This window comes from Gemmatimonadota bacterium, assembly GCA_016720805.1.
Classification (GTDB): Bacteria; Gemmatimonadota; Gemmatimonadetes; order Gemmatimonadales; family GWC2-71-9; genus Palsa-1233.
The window spans coordinates 101054-118435 of sequence record JADKJZ010000005.1 but is presented as its reverse complement, the minus strand read 5'-3'; the positions used below and the strand labels follow the sequence as shown (position 1 = coordinate 118435).

Annotated in this window: 20 protein-coding genes and 1 tRNA gene; 10 read left to right on the top strand and 11 right to left on the bottom strand. The window is 67.5% G+C overall.

What is annotated here, in order from left to right; translation table 11 throughout:
• Window positions 1-29 precede the first annotated feature (29 nt).
• From IPP98_06655 to IPP98_06605, 11 genes are all read right to left on the bottom strand, one after another.
• On the bottom strand, window positions 30-686 hold the full coding sequence (locus IPP98_06655; GenBank protein ID MBL0178794.1) for an SH3 domain-containing protein: 657 nt from the start codon (window positions 684-686) through the stop codon (window positions 30-32).
• A 431-nt stretch (window positions 687-1117) separates the two neighbouring features.
• A tRNA-Phe gene (locus IPP98_06650) sits at window positions 1118-1190 on the bottom strand.
• Between the two features lie 102 nt (window positions 1191-1292).
• Complete coding sequence (locus tag IPP98_06645; protein MBL0178793.1) at window positions 1293-2615, bottom strand: acetyl-CoA hydrolase/transferase family protein; 1323 nt, start codon at window positions 2613-2615, stop codon at window positions 1293-1295.
• 14 nt (window positions 2616-2629) lie between these two features.
• Window positions 2630-2911, bottom strand: a complete 282-nt coding sequence (locus IPP98_06640) for an Lrp/AsnC ligand binding domain-containing protein (protein ID MBL0178792.1) — start codon at window positions 2909-2911, stop codon at window positions 2630-2632.
• 90 nt (window positions 2912-3001) lie between these two features.
• The gene (locus IPP98_06635) at window positions 3002-3508 is read right to left on the bottom strand and encodes a DinB family protein (GenBank protein MBL0178791.1); all 507 of its coding nucleotides are present in this window, start codon (window positions 3506-3508) and stop codon (window positions 3002-3004) included.
• Window positions 3508-4068, bottom strand: a complete 561-nt coding sequence (locus tag IPP98_06630) for a DinB family protein (protein ID MBL0178790.1) — start codon at window positions 4066-4068, stop codon at window positions 3508-3510. The genes IPP98_06635 and IPP98_06630 overlap by 1 nt, the downstream gene beginning before the upstream one ends.
• 76 nt (window positions 4069-4144) lie before the next feature.
• Complete coding sequence (locus tag IPP98_06625) at window positions 4145-4666, bottom strand: hypothetical protein (GenBank protein ID MBL0178789.1); 522 nt, start codon at window positions 4664-4666, stop codon at window positions 4145-4147.
• A gap of 163 nt (window positions 4667-4829) precedes the next feature.
• Window positions 4830-5141: a carboxypeptidase regulatory-like domain-containing protein gene (locus tag IPP98_06620; protein ID MBL0178788.1), complete on the bottom strand. Its 312-nt coding sequence runs from the start codon at window positions 5139-5141 to the stop codon at window positions 4830-4832.
• Window positions 5142-5269: 128 nt separating this feature from the next.
• Window positions 5270-5872 carry an ATP-dependent Clp protease proteolytic subunit gene (locus tag IPP98_06615; GenBank protein ID MBL0178787.1) on the bottom strand — a complete coding sequence of 201 codons (603 nt, stop codon included), beginning with the start codon at window positions 5870-5872 and terminating at the stop codon, window positions 5270-5272.
• A gap of 195 nt (window positions 5873-6067) precedes the next feature.
• Window positions 6068-6523 (bottom strand): YiiD C-terminal domain-containing protein, encoded by a 456-nt coding sequence (locus IPP98_06610; GenBank protein ID MBL0178786.1) that lies wholly within the window; start codon window positions 6521-6523, stop codon window positions 6068-6070.
• Window positions 6520-7440 (bottom strand): hypothetical protein, encoded by a 921-nt coding sequence (locus tag IPP98_06605; protein ID MBL0178785.1) that lies wholly within the window; start codon window positions 7438-7440, stop codon window positions 6520-6522. Before IPP98_06605 ends, IPP98_06610 begins: the two co-directional genes overlap by 4 nt.
• A 97-nt stretch (window positions 7441-7537) precedes the next feature.
• Here IPP98_06605 and upp point away from each other — a divergent pair, with 97 nt between their 5' ends.
• From upp to holA, 10 genes are all read left to right on the top strand, one after another.
• Window positions 7538-8179 carry a uracil phosphoribosyltransferase gene (gene upp / locus IPP98_06600; GenBank protein ID MBL0178784.1) on the top strand — a complete coding sequence of 214 codons (642 nt, stop codon included), beginning with the start codon at window positions 7538-7540 and terminating at the stop codon, window positions 8177-8179.
• Window positions 8176-9534 (top strand): MBL fold metallo-hydrolase, encoded by a 1359-nt coding sequence (locus IPP98_06595; GenBank protein MBL0178783.1) that lies wholly within the window; start codon window positions 8176-8178, stop codon window positions 9532-9534. The genes upp and IPP98_06595 overlap by 4 nt, the downstream gene beginning before the upstream one ends.
• A 50-nt stretch (window positions 9535-9584) precedes the next feature.
• Entirely contained in the window at window positions 9585-10127 is a 543-nt protein-coding gene (locus tag IPP98_06590; protein ID MBL0178782.1) for a YdcF family protein, read from the top strand.
• The gene (locus IPP98_06585) at window positions 10124-11533 is read left to right on the top strand and encodes an MBL fold metallo-hydrolase (GenBank protein ID MBL0178781.1); all 1410 of its coding nucleotides are present in this window, start codon (window positions 10124-10126) and stop codon (window positions 11531-11533) included. Before IPP98_06590 ends, IPP98_06585 begins: the two co-directional genes overlap by 4 nt.
• Window positions 11534-11635: 102 nt before the next feature.
• Window positions 11636-12991, top strand: a complete 1356-nt coding sequence (locus tag IPP98_06580) for an insulinase family protein (protein ID MBL0178780.1) — start codon at window positions 11636-11638, stop codon at window positions 12989-12991.
• Window positions 12988-14418, top strand: coding sequence for an insulinase family protein (locus IPP98_06575; protein MBL0178779.1), 1431 nt, complete (start codon window positions 12988-12990; stop codon window positions 14416-14418). Before IPP98_06580 ends, IPP98_06575 begins: the two co-directional genes overlap by 4 nt.
• Window positions 14419-14527: 109 nt before the next feature.
• On the top strand, window positions 14528-15064 hold the full coding sequence (locus IPP98_06570) for an NUDIX hydrolase (protein ID MBL0178778.1): 537 nt from the start codon (window positions 14528-14530) through the stop codon (window positions 15062-15064).
• Between the two features lie 63 nt (window positions 15065-15127).
• Entirely contained in the window at window positions 15128-15799 is a 672-nt protein-coding gene (locus IPP98_06565; protein ID MBL0178777.1) for a sigma-70 family RNA polymerase sigma factor, read from the top strand.
• 161 nt (window positions 15800-15960) lie between these two features.
• On the top strand, window positions 15961-16185 hold the full coding sequence (locus tag IPP98_06560; protein MBL0178776.1) for a hypothetical protein: 225 nt from the start codon (window positions 15961-15963) through the stop codon (window positions 16183-16185).
• A 112-nt stretch (window positions 16186-16297) separates the two neighbouring features.
• Entirely contained in the window at window positions 16298-17353 is a 1056-nt protein-coding gene (gene holA, locus IPP98_06555; protein MBL0178775.1) for a DNA polymerase III subunit delta, read from the top strand.
• Window positions 17354-17382 lie beyond the last annotated feature (29 nt).

Here is a 17382-nt window from a genome sequence, read left to right as displayed (position 1 = left end):
CACCCCGCTTCGCTTCTCTCTTCGAGCCATCATCCTCTCGCCTCCGCCACTCCCTGCCCATACACCCACCCCGTCAGCGAGTCCGACTTCACGCGGACCCAGCCGTCTTGCGAGGCGAGGACGACGACGGTGGTCTGCGGCTTGATGACGCCGAGGATGGCGGCGCCGGGCATCGGGGCGGTGCGGACGTTGACCCACTTCACCGAGACGAGTGCGGTCGACGGCGGCACGTCGGTCTGCGGTGGTGACGTGCGGACGACTTCGCTCACGGCGATGGCCGACGGCGGCGCGGCGACGATGGTCTGCTGCGTTTCCGTCTGCATCGCGGCGATCATGGTGCCAGACGGCGGGGGTGGTGGCGGCGCAGGCGTGGTGACGACCGGCGTGGTGATCGGCGCTGCAGTCGGCGGGGTGATCGATGCCGCGGGTGTGGCAGTCGGTGTCTGGGTCGTGGCGGCGAGCTTCGCGGCGGCCTGGGCGGCGGGCCAGTTCTTCACGCCGACGACGGTGAAGAGGGCCACGGCGGCGACGGCGGCGATTCCGAGCATGACACGGCGGGGCGAGTTGGCGGCTTCGCGCGGTGCCGCGCAGTGCTGACAGGCGATGTCGGTCGGTGTATTGAGCGTGTGACAGCCCCGGCAGCCCCAGAACTTGAGCAGCTGGCCGCAGTCATCGCGGTTGGGCATCGCTTCACTGCAGCGGGGACACCGGGTCGCAACCTCGAGCGCCGTGGCGCCGCAGGCTGTGCACCGACGCCGATAGGCGGCGGAGGTAGACATAATCCAGACACTCGTCGAATTGTTGGGGCGTGCTTCGGACCCTAGGCTACCGTCCGGTTCACCACTCCGCAAGGCAAGGACGATACCAAACTGGTCACGGGGGCATATCCGAAGGCTGGGCAAGGGGTTGGCCGGCTCCCGGACTGGCTCCGGGCGGCGCAGCGCGGCCCTGCATGCATCGCAGGAATGCGGAATCCCCGCGGGTCGGCGGGCCGGCCTGGGCCCGTCTCGCCGGGCGATCGATCATCGGGACCGTCGATCGTCGGACAGGTCATCGCGCCGTTCGCCTGTTCGCTTCTCGAATACAAACGGCACCCCCCGAGAGGAGTGCCGTTCAGTGGCCAGAGAGGGAATTGAACCCCCGACACCGTGATTTTCAGTCACGTGCTCTACCAACTGAGCTACCTGGCCGGACCGGGGCGGAAAGTAGCATCCGGAGGGGCTTGGGGGAAGGCAGGGCCGGCCAGCGGCTGCGGCCACCTGGTCACTGGTCACTGGTCACTGGTCACGCGTCTACCCCGCCACCCTACTCCGGTGCGCCGCCAGCAGGTCGGCCCGGAAATCGGGGTGGGCGATCGAAATGAGCAGCTCCCCCCGCTCCCGGAGGGTCTTGCCGTGGAGGTTCACCGCCCCGAACTCGGTCACGACCCAGTGGACGTGCCCCCGAGTGGTGACCACCCCGGCCCCCGGGCTCAGCTCGGCCGCAATCCGCGAGACCGTTCCGCCGGCCGCCGTCGCCGGCAGGGCGATGATCGCCTTGCCATGCGGCGCGCGGGCCGCCCCCCGGATGAAGTCCATCTGCCCACCGATCCCGGAATAGATCCGGTGCCCCATCGAATCGGCATTCACCTGGCCGGTCAGGTCGACCTGAATGGCCGAGTTGATGGCGGTCATCCCCGGCATCTTGCAGATCAGCTGGGTGTCGTTGGTCCAGTCGCAGCCGTGGAAGTGCACCAGCGGATTGTCATCGATGAAGTCGAAGAGCCGCCGCGTCCCGGTGACGAAGGAGGTCGAGATCCGCCCGGTCTGCGTTGGCTTGAATCGATTGGTGATCACGCCGGCCTCGACCAGGTCGACCAGCCGGTCGGAGAACATCTCCGTGTGCACGCCCAGATCGTGCTTGCCGAAGAGCCGCGCGAGCACGGCGTCGGGAATCGCACCGATCCCCATCTGCAGCGTGGCGCCGTCACCGACGAGGTCGGCGATCAATTCGCCGATCTGCGCCGTGACCGGATTCTCCGTGTCGGGCGCGTGCTCGTGCAGCGGCCGATCGGTGATCGTGAACGCGCTCAGGCGCGACAGCGGCACCAGCGCGTTGCCGTGCGTCCGCGGCATCTGCCGATTGATCTCGGCGATCACGATCCGCGCGGAATCGACGGCGGCACGCGCCGTGTCGACCGACGGGCCGAGGGTGCAGAAGCCATGCGCGTCGGGCGGCGAGAGCTGCACCATCGCGACATCGAGCGGCACGTCACCGCTGGTGAAAAGCGACGGAATATCGGAGAGGAAGATCGGGACATAGTCGGCGCGCCCGGCGGCCACCGGCTCGCGACACGCCGCGCCGGTGAAGAGCGACACCGAGCGGAACTGCTCGGCATACTGCGGCGCCAGGAATGGCAGCGGCCCCGCGAGGTGCAGGTGCCACAACTTCACGCCCTCTAGGTCACCACGCGCCGTCATCGCCTCGACCAGTGCCGTCGGCGTCGCCGAGGCGCCGTGCAGGAAGACGTTGCTGTGACTGGACAGCTGCCGGACCACTTCGTCCGCCGAGACGGCGCGTGCTTCCCACCCTGTATTCACGACACATCTCCGTATCGATGATCGATGATCGATCATCGATGATCGATGACTCAATCTCCGGCGCCGAGCGAGAACCCCGCCTCGATGTCCTTCCGCGAATAGGCGCGGAACGCGATCAGCGTCTCGGTCTCCTTGATGCCGGTGAGCCGGACCATCCGGTCGGTGACCAGGTCGGCGAGGTCCTCGTTGGCGTGCACGCGGACGATCGCGACGAGGTCGAACTTCCCCGCGACGGAAAAGACATCACTCACTTCAGGCATCGCCGCGAGTTGCTCGGCGACTTCCTTGATGTGTTCACGGGCGACGGTGAAGAGGATGACGGCGGTGACCACGGCAGGGCTCCGGTGAGGGACATCGGAAATCTAGCGCCGCGGCGATTCAACGCGTCGGGTGATCGTCCCCTCCTCAGCGCCAGCCCGCGGTCAGAAGAGCGCGGAGAGCCCCTGGCTGCCAACGCTCGCGCCGTTTCCGGTGCTGAGCCGCCGATGGAAGTCGACCTGCCCGAGGTGATAGGCGAGGTGGGTGGCGAGATGCACCAGGAAGCGGCCGGTGGGGATCACATGGCCCTGTGTCGGATCGGAGAAGGGGAGCGGCAGCGGATACGGCACGTCGACGAAGGCGGGATCGAGCGCGGCGAGGGTCGCGTCGACCTCGGTCCGCGTCGTGGTGATCAGCGTGAACAGCTCCTCGCGCGGGACATCGCGGGTGGAGAATTCGCGCTCCCGATCGCGGACATAGCCGGTGTCACCCAACGTGGCCCCGATGAAATGGCGCAGGTTGCCGGCGAGATGCAGCGTGAGCGTTCCGGCACTGTTCGGTGCGCCGGCGGGGAGCGCCCACATGGCGGCGTCATCGGGATAGGCGGCGAGTTCGGCCGCCAGGGTGTCGAGGTCGCGGCGCACGCAGCGCCGGATGGCATCGATCATCATCAGGACACCTTCGCGCCAAGCCGCTCGCGGGCCTTGTTGGCTTGCCAGATGTGACGGCGCGCGTGGGCCGCCTCGATGTGCAGCGCGGAGAAGAACGAGTAATGCAACCGCGAATCGAACGGCGACACCAGCTCGATGCGGGTCAGGTCGATGCCGTCACCCAACCGGATCATCGCGAGCAATGCCTCCTGCGAACGATCATACTCGGCCAGCGTCTCCGCCTTCGGCATCGCTTCGTCGGGGACGAACGCGGCGATCGTCGGATACTTCTGGCGCGCCGGCGGTTCAAGTGCCCGACAGAGCATCCACGCGAGGAACGATCGCCGCATCCGTGCCGGGGCGCGCCGCGCGCGCGATTCCGGCCGCTGCAACTGCTCGCGCATCGCCGGCAGGAAGGCTTCCGTGGTCAGCGTCAGGTGCCCGACGCACTCGCTCATCGACCACGACGTCGGCGCGGGGCGGGTCACCCAGGTGGTTTCGTCGACCGACGCGGCGAGACGATGGATCTCCGCCTGCGCGGCGAGGAGTTGGTTGGTGACGATGGTGAGATCTGGATGCATCGGAGAAAGGCGAACGGTGATCAGTGACCGAGTGACCCGGCGTATCCACGGTTCGCTGTGCCGGGTCACCGTGTCCTTACATCGTCGGCGTCAACATGATGTGCGCCTTCGGCGTCCCGGGGAACATCAGCCACGGCATGCCGGGCGCGCCCTTCGACGGAATGCCGGTGCTCGCCGGCGTCGCGAACGGCATGTAGATCACGTACAGCGCGCGGACTTCCTTGGTGTAGGTGCCGGCCGCCGCGTCGACGCCGCTGTGCGGCCCGAAGAGCTGCCAGAGCGCGCCGGCCTTCGGCATCGGCAACTTGCCGCTCTTCACTTCCTTAAAGCGCACTGAGTCCACTTCGCCGCCCTTCACCCCCTTGGCGCGGAGCGCGCGGCCGCGCGCCATGAACGGCTCGAGCGACTTCTGGTAGCAGGCGCCATGGTAATCGGCATCCTTCGGATCATCGGCGAGGCAGAGCATGCCGCCGGTGCCCTTGCGCAGCGACACGAGGTCGCCGGCCGCGTTGTACCCGAGGACCGAGGCATCGGCGCGGAACTCGGCGGGCAGCGGCAGGACCGCCTTGGCGATCTGCTCCGCAGCGGGCGGGATCACGACTGGCGCCGCGGGGGCCGCCGGGGTCTGGGCGGCGAGCGGAAGGGCCAGCATCGGGAGCAGCAGGAGAGCGGACGCGCGCATCACGGCCTCTGGAGCATGGGGGTGGGGTGGGACAATGTCGGGAAAGATAGGGCGAGTGCCGTCCAGCGCGCGCGGGTGGTCAGCGCAGCGAGGCGCGGGGGCCGAGTCGTTCGCGCCAGGGGCGCAGATTGGCGGCGGGATGGCGGGGCGTGAGGACGATTTCCTGCCGCACGACGGCGCCGCGGCTCAGGTGCAACTCCTCGCTCTCTTCCCACTTGTAGCCGGCGGCCTGGACCTGCAACCGGAATCGCCCGGGTGGGAGGTGCAAGGCGAATTCCCCGCCCACGCCCGTGACCGTCCCCACCCCGGTGGGGAGGAGGACCACCAGGGCGCTGCGGACGGGGGAGCCACTCGGGTCGCGGACGACACCGGAGAGGCGGCAACTGGACATCGAGATCCTCGGGAACGGGGCGGAGAGTGTACCGCCCGGGGCCCAAAGCCGCAATCTCAACGCCGCGCGAGGATCCCGATGGGTATGGGCGCAGCATGCTGCGCCCGTACCTCCGGCGATCCGCCCGCTTAGGGGAGTTCCGTGGCCTTCCCGATGATGCTCCCCACCAGGCCGTAGGCCTTCGCTTCCTCGGCGCCGAGCCAGAAGTTGCGGTGGGTGTCGTCCTCGATCCGGGAGACCGGCTGCCCGGTCTCGCGCGCGAAGATCAGGTTGAGCCGCTCGCGCATCTTGACGATCTCGCGCGCCTCGATGGCGATGTCGGAGGCGGTGCCGCCCGCGCCGCCGGCCGGCTGGTGCAGCAGGAAGCGGGTGTTGGGGAGGCAGTAGCGCTGGGTGACCGGGACCGAGACGAAGATCAGGGCGCCGGCGCTGGCGACCCAGCCGGTGCCGACCATCCGGATCTGCGGGGTCACGAAGCGGATCATGTCGTGGATGGTGTCGCCCGCCTCGACGTGGCCACCCTGCGAATTGATATAGATGGTGATCGGCTCGGTGGCCGAGGCGGCCGAGAGCGCCAGCAGCTCGGCCATCACGCGGGCGGCCAACTTCTGCGTGATCTCGCCCGAAATGATGATGGTGCGGGCGTCGAAGAGGCGCTGGGCGATCGGTGCGCTCGCGGCAGCCGCCGCTTCGGGCGTCTCGGGGGTCTCGGGGGTCTCGGTATCGGCCATGGGATTCACATCATGGTAGGAGTGCTGCCGGGCAGGGTGGGACGCACCCCGCAGAATCGCTGAACCCTAGCCGCGTCGCGGCGCGGGCGGCAGGGGCACGGGGGGCCGGGCGACGCGTGCGTCGCCCGAACACACATCGACACCAGCCCGACCAGGCAGATATCCCCATGTGTAAGGGCGACGCATGCGTCGCCCCTACGCCCGCACCACCACGTACCGCCCCGTCATGGCCGCCACCTCCACCCCGGCGGCGTCCCGCACCACGACCTGGACGGTCACCCGCCCCCGGCCATGCCGGCGCAGCGCCGCCCAAAAATGGTTCATCGCTGCAACGCCCGGTGCCTCGGCGGTCGCCAAGGCGTCGCTATGCACCGGCCGCAGGTAGCGCATGGTCGAGTCCTGGATCACCACGTGGGCATGGTCGCCCGCCTCGCGGAGCGCCAGCCAGAGCAGACTCCAGCCCGCGAGCGTCGTCAACGCCGAAAGGGAACCGGCGAATGCGGTTCCCTTGTGGTTGCGATTGGGGGCCAGCGGCATCTGCAGGACCAGCGCGCCCGGCGGCGCCGAGACGACCGCGATCCCGAGCGCCCCGGTGATCGGCAGTTCTTCCTGCCAGACCCGCCGGAGCGCGTCGAGGGCGTCGTGGCTCACGGCCGCTTGATCAGCCCGCGGAGCCCGCTCTTCAGGGCGTTCTTGCCGGCGTCGGCCATCGCGTTCTTGAAGGCGTTCGACATCGCCTTGCCGAGGTCGAAGTTCTTGAGGGCGTCGCACATCTGCTTCTGCTGCTCGGGGGTCATCTCGCCTTCGCCGGCACCGGCTTCCTTCGCCTTAGTCTTCGCCGCGGCGAGCGAGTCGGCCAGCTCCTTCGATGCCAGCTGCTGAATCCAGGCGCGGGCGGAGGAATCGGCGCGCACCCGATCAAGGTCCTCGGTCCACTTGATGCCCGCGGGCGGTTCGAAGAGCGTTGCATCGGTGGTACGCGTCACGCTGGTGGCGGTCTGCTCGAAGTTCACGCAGAGCATCGACCCCGCGCTGTAGAGCGCGACCGGCGCCTTGTCCATGGTGCAGAAGGTGAACGCGCCGAACTGCTTCACGGTGCAGGTCTCCCCCGCAATCGTCTTCGTGCCGGCCGACTTCCCCTCGAACGGCGTGCCCGGCAGTGCGCGCGTCACGAACGCCGCCATCGACTGGATGTTCTCCTGGAAGCGCGCCTTCCCTGCCCCATCGAGCTCGTCATACGCCTTCGCCATGCTCGGCAGCGGGTTGACCATCTTGGTCCCCTTCTTCTTGTCGAGATCGGCGTTCCAGATCACTTCGGGGTCGGTGAGCGACCAACTGGTCGTGGTGGCGCTCTTGCCGAAGAACTTCCCGGTCATGGTCGAGCGCGACGCCATCTTGTCGCCGCCCGACGTGGAACGTCCGCTGCCGGTCATGTCGCCGCCGTAGCTGTACTCGACGGTGTAGGCCGGGAGGGAGCGGATCGGGAGCTTGAACGGGTTGCTCTGGGCCGCTGCGGCCGGGGCAGCAGCAAGGGCCAGCAGGACGGCAAGGGACGCGGCGCGACGCATGAGTGGACTCCAGACGGGAGGGTCTCCGGGGATGCTCCAAGTATCGGTGAGCGGCCCCCGCATTGCCAACACCCCGGCGCGGCGAGATCATTGAGGAATGTCCGCCCAGATGCCCCGCGGCCTCACGGTCCTCGATCACCCGCTGATTCGCCACAAGATGGCGCTGCTTCGCGCGGCCACCACCACGTCACGCGACTTCAAGCAGCTGGTCGGCGAGATCGCGGCGTTGATGACCTATGAAGTGACCCGCGACCTGCCGACGTCACCGGTCGAGGTGGTCACGCCGCTCGAAACGATGACCGGCGAGACGCTGGCCGCGAAGGTGGCGCTGGTGCCGATCCTCCGCGCCGGGCTCGGCATGGTCGAGGCCGTGGTGCAGTTGATCCCGAACGCGCGGGTCGGTCACATCGGCCTCTTTCGCGATCATGACACGCTCAAGCCGGTCTCCTATTACTTCAAGGTGCCGACTCCGGTGGAGGAGCACAGATTCTTCCTCCTCGATCCGATGCTGGCCACTGGTGGATCGGCTGTCGAGGCGGCCACCGAGCTCAAGCGGGCCGGCGCGAAGGAAATCGCGCTGATCTGCCTGGTCGCCGTCCCGGAAGGGGTGGCCACCTTCACGGCCGCCCACCCGGATGTTCCGGTGTACGCTGCTGCCCTTGATCGGCAACTCAACGCCGATGGCTACATCCTCCCTGGTCTCGGCGATGCCGGCGACCGCCTCTTCGGGACACGATGAGCGCTCCTCGGACGTTGACCTTCTTCGGTGGCGCCGCGACGTCGACCGGCTCGATGATTCTCCTCGAGGCGGCGGGCGCGCGCATCCTGCTCGACGCCGGCCTCTTCCAGGGGAACGTCGCCACCACCGACGCACTGAATCGCGAGCTGCCCCTCGACCCACGCAAGGTCGATGCGATTCTCCTCTCGCAGGCCGGCCTCGCCTACTCCGGCCGCACGCCGCAGCTGGTGCGACACGGCTTCGATGGCCCGATCTACGGTACGCCGGCGACGCGCGACACCGCCGCCATTCTCCTCGCCGAAGCGGCGATGGAACTCGCGGCGAATCATGGCGAGCCGCTGTACGGCCTCAAGGATGTCATCGCGACGCAACAGCGATTCGTCGGCCAGCCGACGCACCGCCCGCTCCACCTTCGTCGCAACCTGGTCTTCGAGATGTTCGACGCCGGCCACATCCTCGGCTCGACCTCGATCGAGTTGCGCACCGGCGAGGGTGGCTCGCACCGCATCATCTACAGCGGCTGCATCGGCCGCTCCGGGTCGGCGCTGCTCCCCGATCCGGAAGTGATGCCGGGCGAAGTCGACACGCTGATTCTCGGCTCGCCGTTCGCGCACGCGTCGCACGGAATGTTCGCCGATGCGCAACAGCATTTGGCGACCATCATTCGCGACACCACCGCACGTGGTGGTCAGGTGATCATCCCGGCGTCGTCGCTCGGCCCGGTGCAGGAGCTGATCCGCACCGTCCAGACGCTCTGGCGGCGCGGCCAGCTCCCCGAATTGCCGATCTGGATCGACTCCGCGACCGACGTCTGCCTTCCGACGATGATGCGGCTGCATCCGGAGTCCCTCGGCATCGGCGAGCGGGCGTATGCCGAAGTCGGTGGGCCGTTCGATCACGCCCTGCTCCACTATGTGCGCGGCGACGCCGACCGGCTGCGGCTCGATGGGCACACCGGTCCGGCGATCATCATCGCCCCGGGCGAGAGCGGCGATACCGGGCGCGCCGCGCATCACCTGCGCCGCTGCCTGGGCGACGAGCGCCATACCGTGATCTTCCTGGCACCCAACGAGGAAGAGTCGGTCGGACGATTGCTGCAGGAGGGGGCCAGCGAGGTCACCATCCTCGGGGAGTCGGTCCAGCGTCGGGCCGGCATCGAGACCCTCACCGCCTATTCGGGGCATGCCGACGGCGAGGAGATGCGCACCTGGCTCCGCGCCCTCGGTGGCCCCATCAAGCGCGCCTTCGTCGTGCACGGCGATGACCTGGCCGTGGCCATCATGGTCACCATTCTCCGGGAGGAGGGCGTACGCGACGTCATCGTCCCGCGGCAGGGGGAATCGTTCCCCTTCTGAGCAACCGCCGGCAGGCCTGGGTCGCGGCGTTCGCTGCGGCAATCGCCAGCGTGTATCTGCTTTCCTTCTTCGCGGTCCTGGTCGTCTCTCGCCAGGACCAGCGCTATCAGGCCGATGCCATCGTCGTGCTCGGCGCCGCCCAGTACAACGGCCGCCCCTCGCCCGTCCTGCAGGCCCGCCTCGACCACGCCGCCGTCCTCTTCCGTGCAGGGTACGCCGAGTTGATCGTCGTTACCGGTGGCATTGTCGAGGGCGACCGGATGAGCGAGGCGACCGCCGGCCAGCGCTACCTCGTCAGCGTCGGGATTCCGGCGACCTCGATTGCGGTGGCGCCAGAGGGGCGCACCACGGCGGGATCGATGACCGCCGTCGCGAACTATCTCCACGGCGAGGGGCTCAACCGGGCGATCCTCGTCTCCGATCCTTTCCATCTGGCCCGGTTGCGGATCGAGGCGCGCCGCCTCGGTCTCGAGGCCTGGACGTCGCCGACGGCGACCTCCCCGATCTCTCGACGCTTCGGCACGGAGCTGCAATACCTCCTCGCCGAAGCTGGCAAGCTGCCGATTCTCGTGTTGCAGGGGTTCTTCCGATGACCGATATCTCGCTGACCTTCTGGGGCGCCGCCGGCCAAGTCACCGGTTCCTGCCACCACCTCGAATGGCGGGGCCACCGCGTGGCGCTCGACGCCGGCCTCTTCCAGGGGCGTCGCGAGGAATCGCATCGCCTCAACGCCGAGACGCCGTTCGATCCGCGCCAACTGGATGCGGTGATTCTCTCGCACGCGCACATCGATCACAGCGGGCGGTTGCCGCTGCTGGTGGCGCGCCAGTTCGACAAGCCGATCTTCGCGACGCCCGCCACGCGCGATCTCTGCGCCATCATGCTCCCCGACTCGGCCCACATCCAGGAGAGCGACTTCCGCTACCTGCAGCGGAAGGGACGCGCCGGCCCGGGCTCCGAGCCGCTCTACACCATGGCCGACGCCTACCATGTGCAGGAGTTGATGGAGGCGCATCCGTACTGTCGCCCGTTCAAGGTCGCCGATGATCTCACGGTGACCTTCCGCGATGCCGGCCACATCCTCGGCAGTGCCAATGTGGACATCAGCATCGCGGGCGCGGGTGGCGCGGCGGCGCACCGGTTGGTCTTCTCGGGCGACATCGGCCGCTGGGGTCAGCCGATCATCCGCGATCCGGACGGTCCGAAGGGAGCGATCGACACGCTGATCATCGAAAGCACCTACGCGCTCAAGCAGCACGACACCACCGAGGACGCGATGGCGCGCCTCGCCGAGGTGGTGAGTCGCGTCGCGGCGCGGGGCGGCAAGATCCTGGTGCCGTCGTTCGCGGTGGGACGGACGCAGGAGCTGGTGTACGCGCTGCACGAGCTCGCGAACACGGCACGCATTCCGCAGATCCCGATCTACATCGACTCACCGCTCGCCGTCGAGGCGACCGCCGTCTTCCGGCTGCATCCCGAGGTCTTCGACCAGAACGAGGGGTTCATCAAGACTGGCGTCCCGATCTTCGACAACCACCTCGTGCACTACGTCCGCGACATCGAGGAGTCGAAGAAGCTCAACGCACTGCAGGGGCCGGCGATCATCATCTCGGCGAGTGGCATGGCGGAGGCGGGGCGGATCCTGCACCACCTGGCGAACCATGCCGGCGACCCGAAGAACGCCATCCTCTTCGTCGGCTTCCAGGCGGAGCACACGCTGGGGCGGCGGATCAGCGAGGGGCGCAACCCCGTGAAGATTCTCGGCGTCGAAACCACCATCGGCGCCGAAGTGGTCAAGATCGACGGTTACTCCGCCCACGCCGGCAGCGATGAATTGCGCCGCTGGGTGCGCAACCTGGGCGGCCCGATCCAGCGCGCCTTCTGCGTCCACGGCGAACCGGAATCCCTCGCCGGGATGAAGAAACTCCTCGAAGAGGAAGGCGTACGAGAAGTGATGATTCCGAGTCATGGGGAGAAGTTTCGCTGTAAGTGTGGATGATGGATGAGGATGATCGATCATCGATGATCGATCATGGAGGATCGACTCCTATCCATCATCTATCATCCATCATCCATCATCCCAAACCACGGAGGTTTCCGCTTGCGCACCCGTCTGTTTGCCCTCGCGCTGCTCTTGGGCGCGTCTCCACTCGCTGCGCAGGGGCTGAAGGTCCCCGCCACCGTGGACACCCTGCCGAACGGCCTCCGGCTGATCGTGCACGAGGACCAGTCCACCCCGATCGTCAGCGTCAACGTCTGGTACCACACCGGCTCCGGGTCGGAGAAGGTCGGCCGCACCGGCTTTGCGCACCTCTTCGAGCACCTGATGTTCATGGGGTCCCAGAATGCCGTGTATCCGGCGTTCGATCGGCTCCTCGAGGCGGCCGGCGCCAACAACAACGGCTCCACGACCGAAGACCGCACCAACTACTACGAGTCGGGGCCGGTGTCGGCGCTGCCGCTGATGCTCTGGCTCGAGGCCGACCGGATGGGATGGTTGTTGCCGACGATGGACTCGGCGAAGGTCGATGCCCAGCGTGACATCGTGAAGAACGAGCGGCGGCAGAGCTACGAGAATCAGCCGTACGGCATGGTGGCCGACCACCTGCCGCGGATGCTCTATCCGGCCGGTCATCCGTACTCGTGGCCGGTGATCGGCTCGATGGTTGACCTCTCGGCGGCCTCGGTCGAGGACGTGAAAGACTTCTTCCGCACCTGGTATGCGCCGAACAACGCCGTGATCACCGTCGCCGGCGCCGTCAAGCACGACTCGGTGCTCGCGCTGGTGAAGCACTACTTCAGCGCCATCCCGCGCGGACCCGCGATTACCGCGATCAATCCTACGCGGCCGAAGATGACCCGGGACACCGCACTGGTCCTCGAGGACCGGGTGCAGGTGGCACAACTCGAGTATGTCTTCCCGACCGTCAAGGCGTGGGACCCCGATGACGCCGCGCTGCAGGTGGCACGGATGATTCTCGCCGGGTCGAAGAACGCGCGACTCACGAAGCGGCTGGTCTACGACGAGCAGACGGCCACGATGGTCATGGCGTCGCCCGATCATCGGCGGTACGATGGCGACTTCGACATCGTCGCCCGCCCCAAGCCGGGGAAGCCGATCGCTCCGGTCCAGCGTGCGGTGGACGAGGAGCTGCGCCGCCTCGGCGAGGCGCCGCCGACGGCCCGCGAGATGGAGCAGGCCAAGAATGCGCTCGAGGCCGCCTTCCTGCGCTCCACCCAGACGGTGGACGGGAAGGCCGACCAGTTGAACCAGTACTTCTTCGAGGTGGGCGTGCCCGACGCATTCCAGCGCGACCTCGACCGGTTGCGCGCCGTGACTCCCGCCGATGTCCAGCGCGTGGTCAAGCAATACCTCACCGGGCCGCGCGCGATCGTCTCGGTGGTGCCGATGGGGAAGCGTGAGCTCGCGGCCGAGCCGCGGGGGGTGACGCCGTGAAGCACACTGCAATGGTTCTCCGCGTCGTGATGGCCGCGGCCGTCATGGTCGCGCCGCTGTCCGCGCAGGTCACCACGGCGCCGGCGCTCGGCCCCGCGCCGAAGCTCTCGGTGCCGGTGGTACAAACCGCCTCGCTGCCGAACGGCCTCAAGATCCAGGTGGCCCGCAATGCTGAAGTGCCGCTGGTCGAGGCGCGGTTGATCATCAACGGCGGGGCCAGGCTCCGCGGCACCGCGCCGGGCCTCGCCACCTTCACGGCGGGGTTGCTTGGTGAGGGTGCGGGGGGCATGACGGCGCTGCAGTTGGCCGAGGAGACGGACTTCATCGGCGCCTCGTTGCGCGCAGCGGCGGGGTACGAGAACGTCACGCTCTCCCTCTCGGTGCCGAAGCGCTCGGTTGATCGCGGCTTCCAGTTGATGGCCTTGATGCTCCTCAAGCCGACCTTCTCGAGCGTCGACATCAATCGGCAGCGCGCGTTGCGCCTGGCGGGCTTCACCAGCGCCAAGGACTCGCCGCGCGCCGTGGCAACCAAGGTGTTCTACCGGAATCTCTTCCCGGCGTCGCACCCGTACCACGGCAACATCAACGGCGATTCGGCCTCGGTCAGCCAGTTCGACTCGGTCGCCGTGCGCGGCTGGTGGAACACCGCCGCCGATCCGCGCCGCACCACGCTGGTGCTGAGCGGCGACGTCACGCTCCAGGAAGCGGTGCGCTGGGCCGCCAAGCACTTCAGCGGCTGGAAGGCCCCGTCGGTGATTCTCTCCTCGGTGCCGGCGCGCGACGTGTCGGGTCCGACCCAGTGGAAGGCGCGCGTGATCCTGGTTGACAAGCCCGACGCCGCCCAGTCGGTGATCATGATCGGCGGGCCGGGAATGTCGCGCACCGACCCGGACTACCCGGCGGCCGTGGTGATGAACACCATCCTCGGCGGCTCCTTCTCGTCGCGGCTCAACGACCTGCTCCGCGAGCAGCTCGGCTACACGTACGGCGCCGGGTCGAACTTCGCGTTCGCGCCGGTCGCCGGTCCGTTCATCATCTCGACCGACGTCCGCACCGACGTGACCGATTCGTCGCTCGCGGTGATCTTCCGTGAGATCGCCGCCATGCGCGACAAGGGCGTCACCGACACCGAAGTCGGCCGCGCACGGAACTACCTCGTGCTCGGATCGCTCTCGGACTACGAGACGGCGGGCCAGGTTGCCGGCGCGATGAGCACGGCACTGCTCTTCCGGTTGCCGCTCGCCACCATCCCGGCCGAACTCGCACGGATCAACGGCGTCACCACCGCCGACGCGCAGCGGATGGCAAAGCTGCGACTGAATCCCGCCGAGATGACCGTGGTCGTCGTGGGTGACCTGGCGAAGATCCGCGCCGGGATCGAGAAGCTGGGGTTGGGACCGGTGGAGGTGCAGACGTACGAAAAATAGCAGGATGATGGATGATGGATGATGGATGCTGTCGCGTGCGGTCGATATCACTGCGACACATCTATCATCCATCATCTATCATCCATCATCCCATCGACGAGCCTTCCGCATGGCACTGCTCTCCACCCGCCGCGTCTACTCCGGCCGCATCGTCTCCCTCGACATCGACACGGTGCGCTTTCCCAATGGCAACGTCGGTGACCTCGAGATGCTGCGGCATCCGGGGGCGTCGGCGGTGCTGCCGTTTCTCGATCCGGTGCAGGACGCCGATCCGCGCGTGCTGCTCATCAGGCAGTTTCGCCACGCCACCGGCGACTACCTCTGGGAGATTCCGGCGGGTCGGCGGGATGGCGAGGAGTCGCCGGAGACGACGGCTCGGCGCGAACTACGGGAAGAGACCGGCTACCAGGCTGGTCACGTCGAGCGGCTGACCTCGATCTGGACCACGCCGGGCTTCACCGACGAAGTGATCCACCTCTTCCTGGCGAGCGAGCTGACGCCGGGATCGAGCGCACTGGAGGCGGATGAAGTACTCGATCTGCACCAGCTGCCCTGGTCGAAGGTGCTGGAAATGGTGCACAATGGAACCATTACCGACACCAAATCGCTGAACGCAATCCTCTTTGTCCAAGCTTTCAAAAGATAACCTTTGACAAACTGAAAAAGTGCGGTAGCTTCTCGTGGTGACCCTTCAACGAAGGATGTCCCCATGACCGCGATCGCATTCCTCAGCTTCACACTGCCCGGCGCCGATGCCCCTGCGCGTGAGCGTCCGACGATGGTCGCCTCGTCGGCCTCGGATGCCGCCAACATCGAGAATTCCCGCCTTGTGGCGGCGCACCTGGCCGGCGACGAGCGGGCCTTCGGTGAGTTGGTGCGCCGATATCAGACGCGGCTCCTGAACTTCATTTTCCGGATGATCGGCGATCGCGAGCGGGCCGAGGATCTGGTGCAGGAGGCGTTCGTGCGGGTGCACCGTCACCTGCACCGCTTCGACCAGAGCCGGAAGTTTTCCACCTGGCTCTACACCATTGGATCGAATCTCGCGAAGAACGAGCTGCGGAACCGCGCCCGTTCGCCGCTGGTCTTCCACGAGTCGTCGCGCGCGCCGGGGGAGCACGAGGGGCGGACGCTCGAGTTCGAGGATTCCCGCTCGCGTCCGGACGACCTCTTCGCCAACCGTCACCTCCGCGAACTGGTGGAGGCGACGGTCGCCCGACTCTCGCCGCACCACCGCATTGTCTTCGTGCTGCGCGAGCTGGAGGGGAAGAGCTACGAGGATATCGCCGAGGTCACCAACACCAACCTGGGCACGGTGAAGAGCCGACTGAACCGGGCCCGGACCTCCTTCCAGCAGATGATCGCGCCCTTCCTCGACTGACCGGAACGACGCGGCGGAACCATTTCATATCCCCGGTGTCACAGTGCGTTGACATCGGGGATTTTGACGGTCGGCATTCTCTGACGCACCCCCCTTTCGCACATCCCAATCTCGACGTACACTCCCTTACCTCCTCCCCCCGCGCAGGAGTCCCTCCAGAGATGAACTGTCGCGAGTTCGGCCGCTACTACTCCGATTTTCGGGACGGCAACGATCCCGAGTTGGCGCATCGCATGCGCGAGCACTCGGGCACGTGCGGCCACTGTCGCGCGCACAATCGTGCGTTGCAGATCGGCGTGGAGCTGTTGCGGGTGAGCGATATCGAACCGTCGGATGGGATGGTGCATGCGCTGAGTGCGCGGTTCAATGTGAGGCCGATCCGGTAACCACACGCCGAAATGGCTCGTGAAAGGTGAGACGTGAAACGGGAGCCTGCGGGCAGCGACCGTTTCACGTTTGACGTTTCACCCCCTGCTCTCCGCCGCTTATCATTCCCCCATGGCCGTCCTCTCCCTTCCCCAGCTCCAGCGCGCCCTTGCCAAGACCCCTCCCCGCGGGGCGTTCTATCTGGCCGGCAGCGAGGCGATCCTCAAGGATGAGGCGCTGGCGGCGCTGCTCGATCGGGCGCTCGACCCCGGGCTGCGCGACTTCAACCTCGACTATCTCTCCGCCTCCAATCTCGAGCCCGACGAGCTCGCCGCGGCGTGCAGCACGCTGCCGATGATGGCCGACGTGCGCGTGGTGGTGGTTCGCGACATCGAGTCGTGGAAGCGGAAGAGCAAGGGGAAGCAGCCCGCGGTGCGCTACCTCGAGAAGCCGGCGCCGGAGACGGTGCTGATCTTCGTCCAGGGGAACGACGAGGACCCCGATGCCGACCTCGCCGCGCACTGCACCGTGATCGACTGCAAGGCTCTGCTGGGCGAGGCGCTCGACGCCTGGCTGGAGGACCGGCTGCAGGGTGCCGGGATCACCCTCGCGCCCGATGCGCTGGAGCACCTCCTCCGGGCCACCGGTGGCGATCTGGGGACGTTGACGGCCGAGGTGGCCAAGCTCTCCTCGCTCGAGGTCTCCGGGCCGATCGATCGCGAGACGGTCGGGTCGCTGGTGGGGATCCGCTTCGGCGAAACGGTCGAGGACTGGCGCGACGCCGTGCTCCGCGACGACACCGCCCGCGCCATTGCGCTGGTTCCGCAGGTGCTCGCGCTGAGTGGTGTCTCCGGGGTCCGGTTGGTCAATCTGCTCGGCACCTCGCTGCTGGTGCTCCGCTGGGGCCGCTGCACCGCCGAGGCGAAGAAGATCCGTGATCGGCAGCTGGCCGAACAGGTCAAGAGCCTGATGTTCAAGATTCGCCCGAACGTGGGTAGTTATCCTCCGTTCGCGGCCTTGGTGGGCGAGGTGGTCGGGCGCTGGTCGTTGCCCCGCCTCCGCACCGCGATCGCCGCGACTCTCGCGGCCGATGCGGCCCTCAAGAACACCACGATTTCCGATGAAGGAGGGATCGTGACCGATCTCGTCTTGATGCTGGCGACGTCGCGCGCGCGGAAGGCGGCGTGAGCCCCGCGCGATGCGCGCGCCGCGGGCAG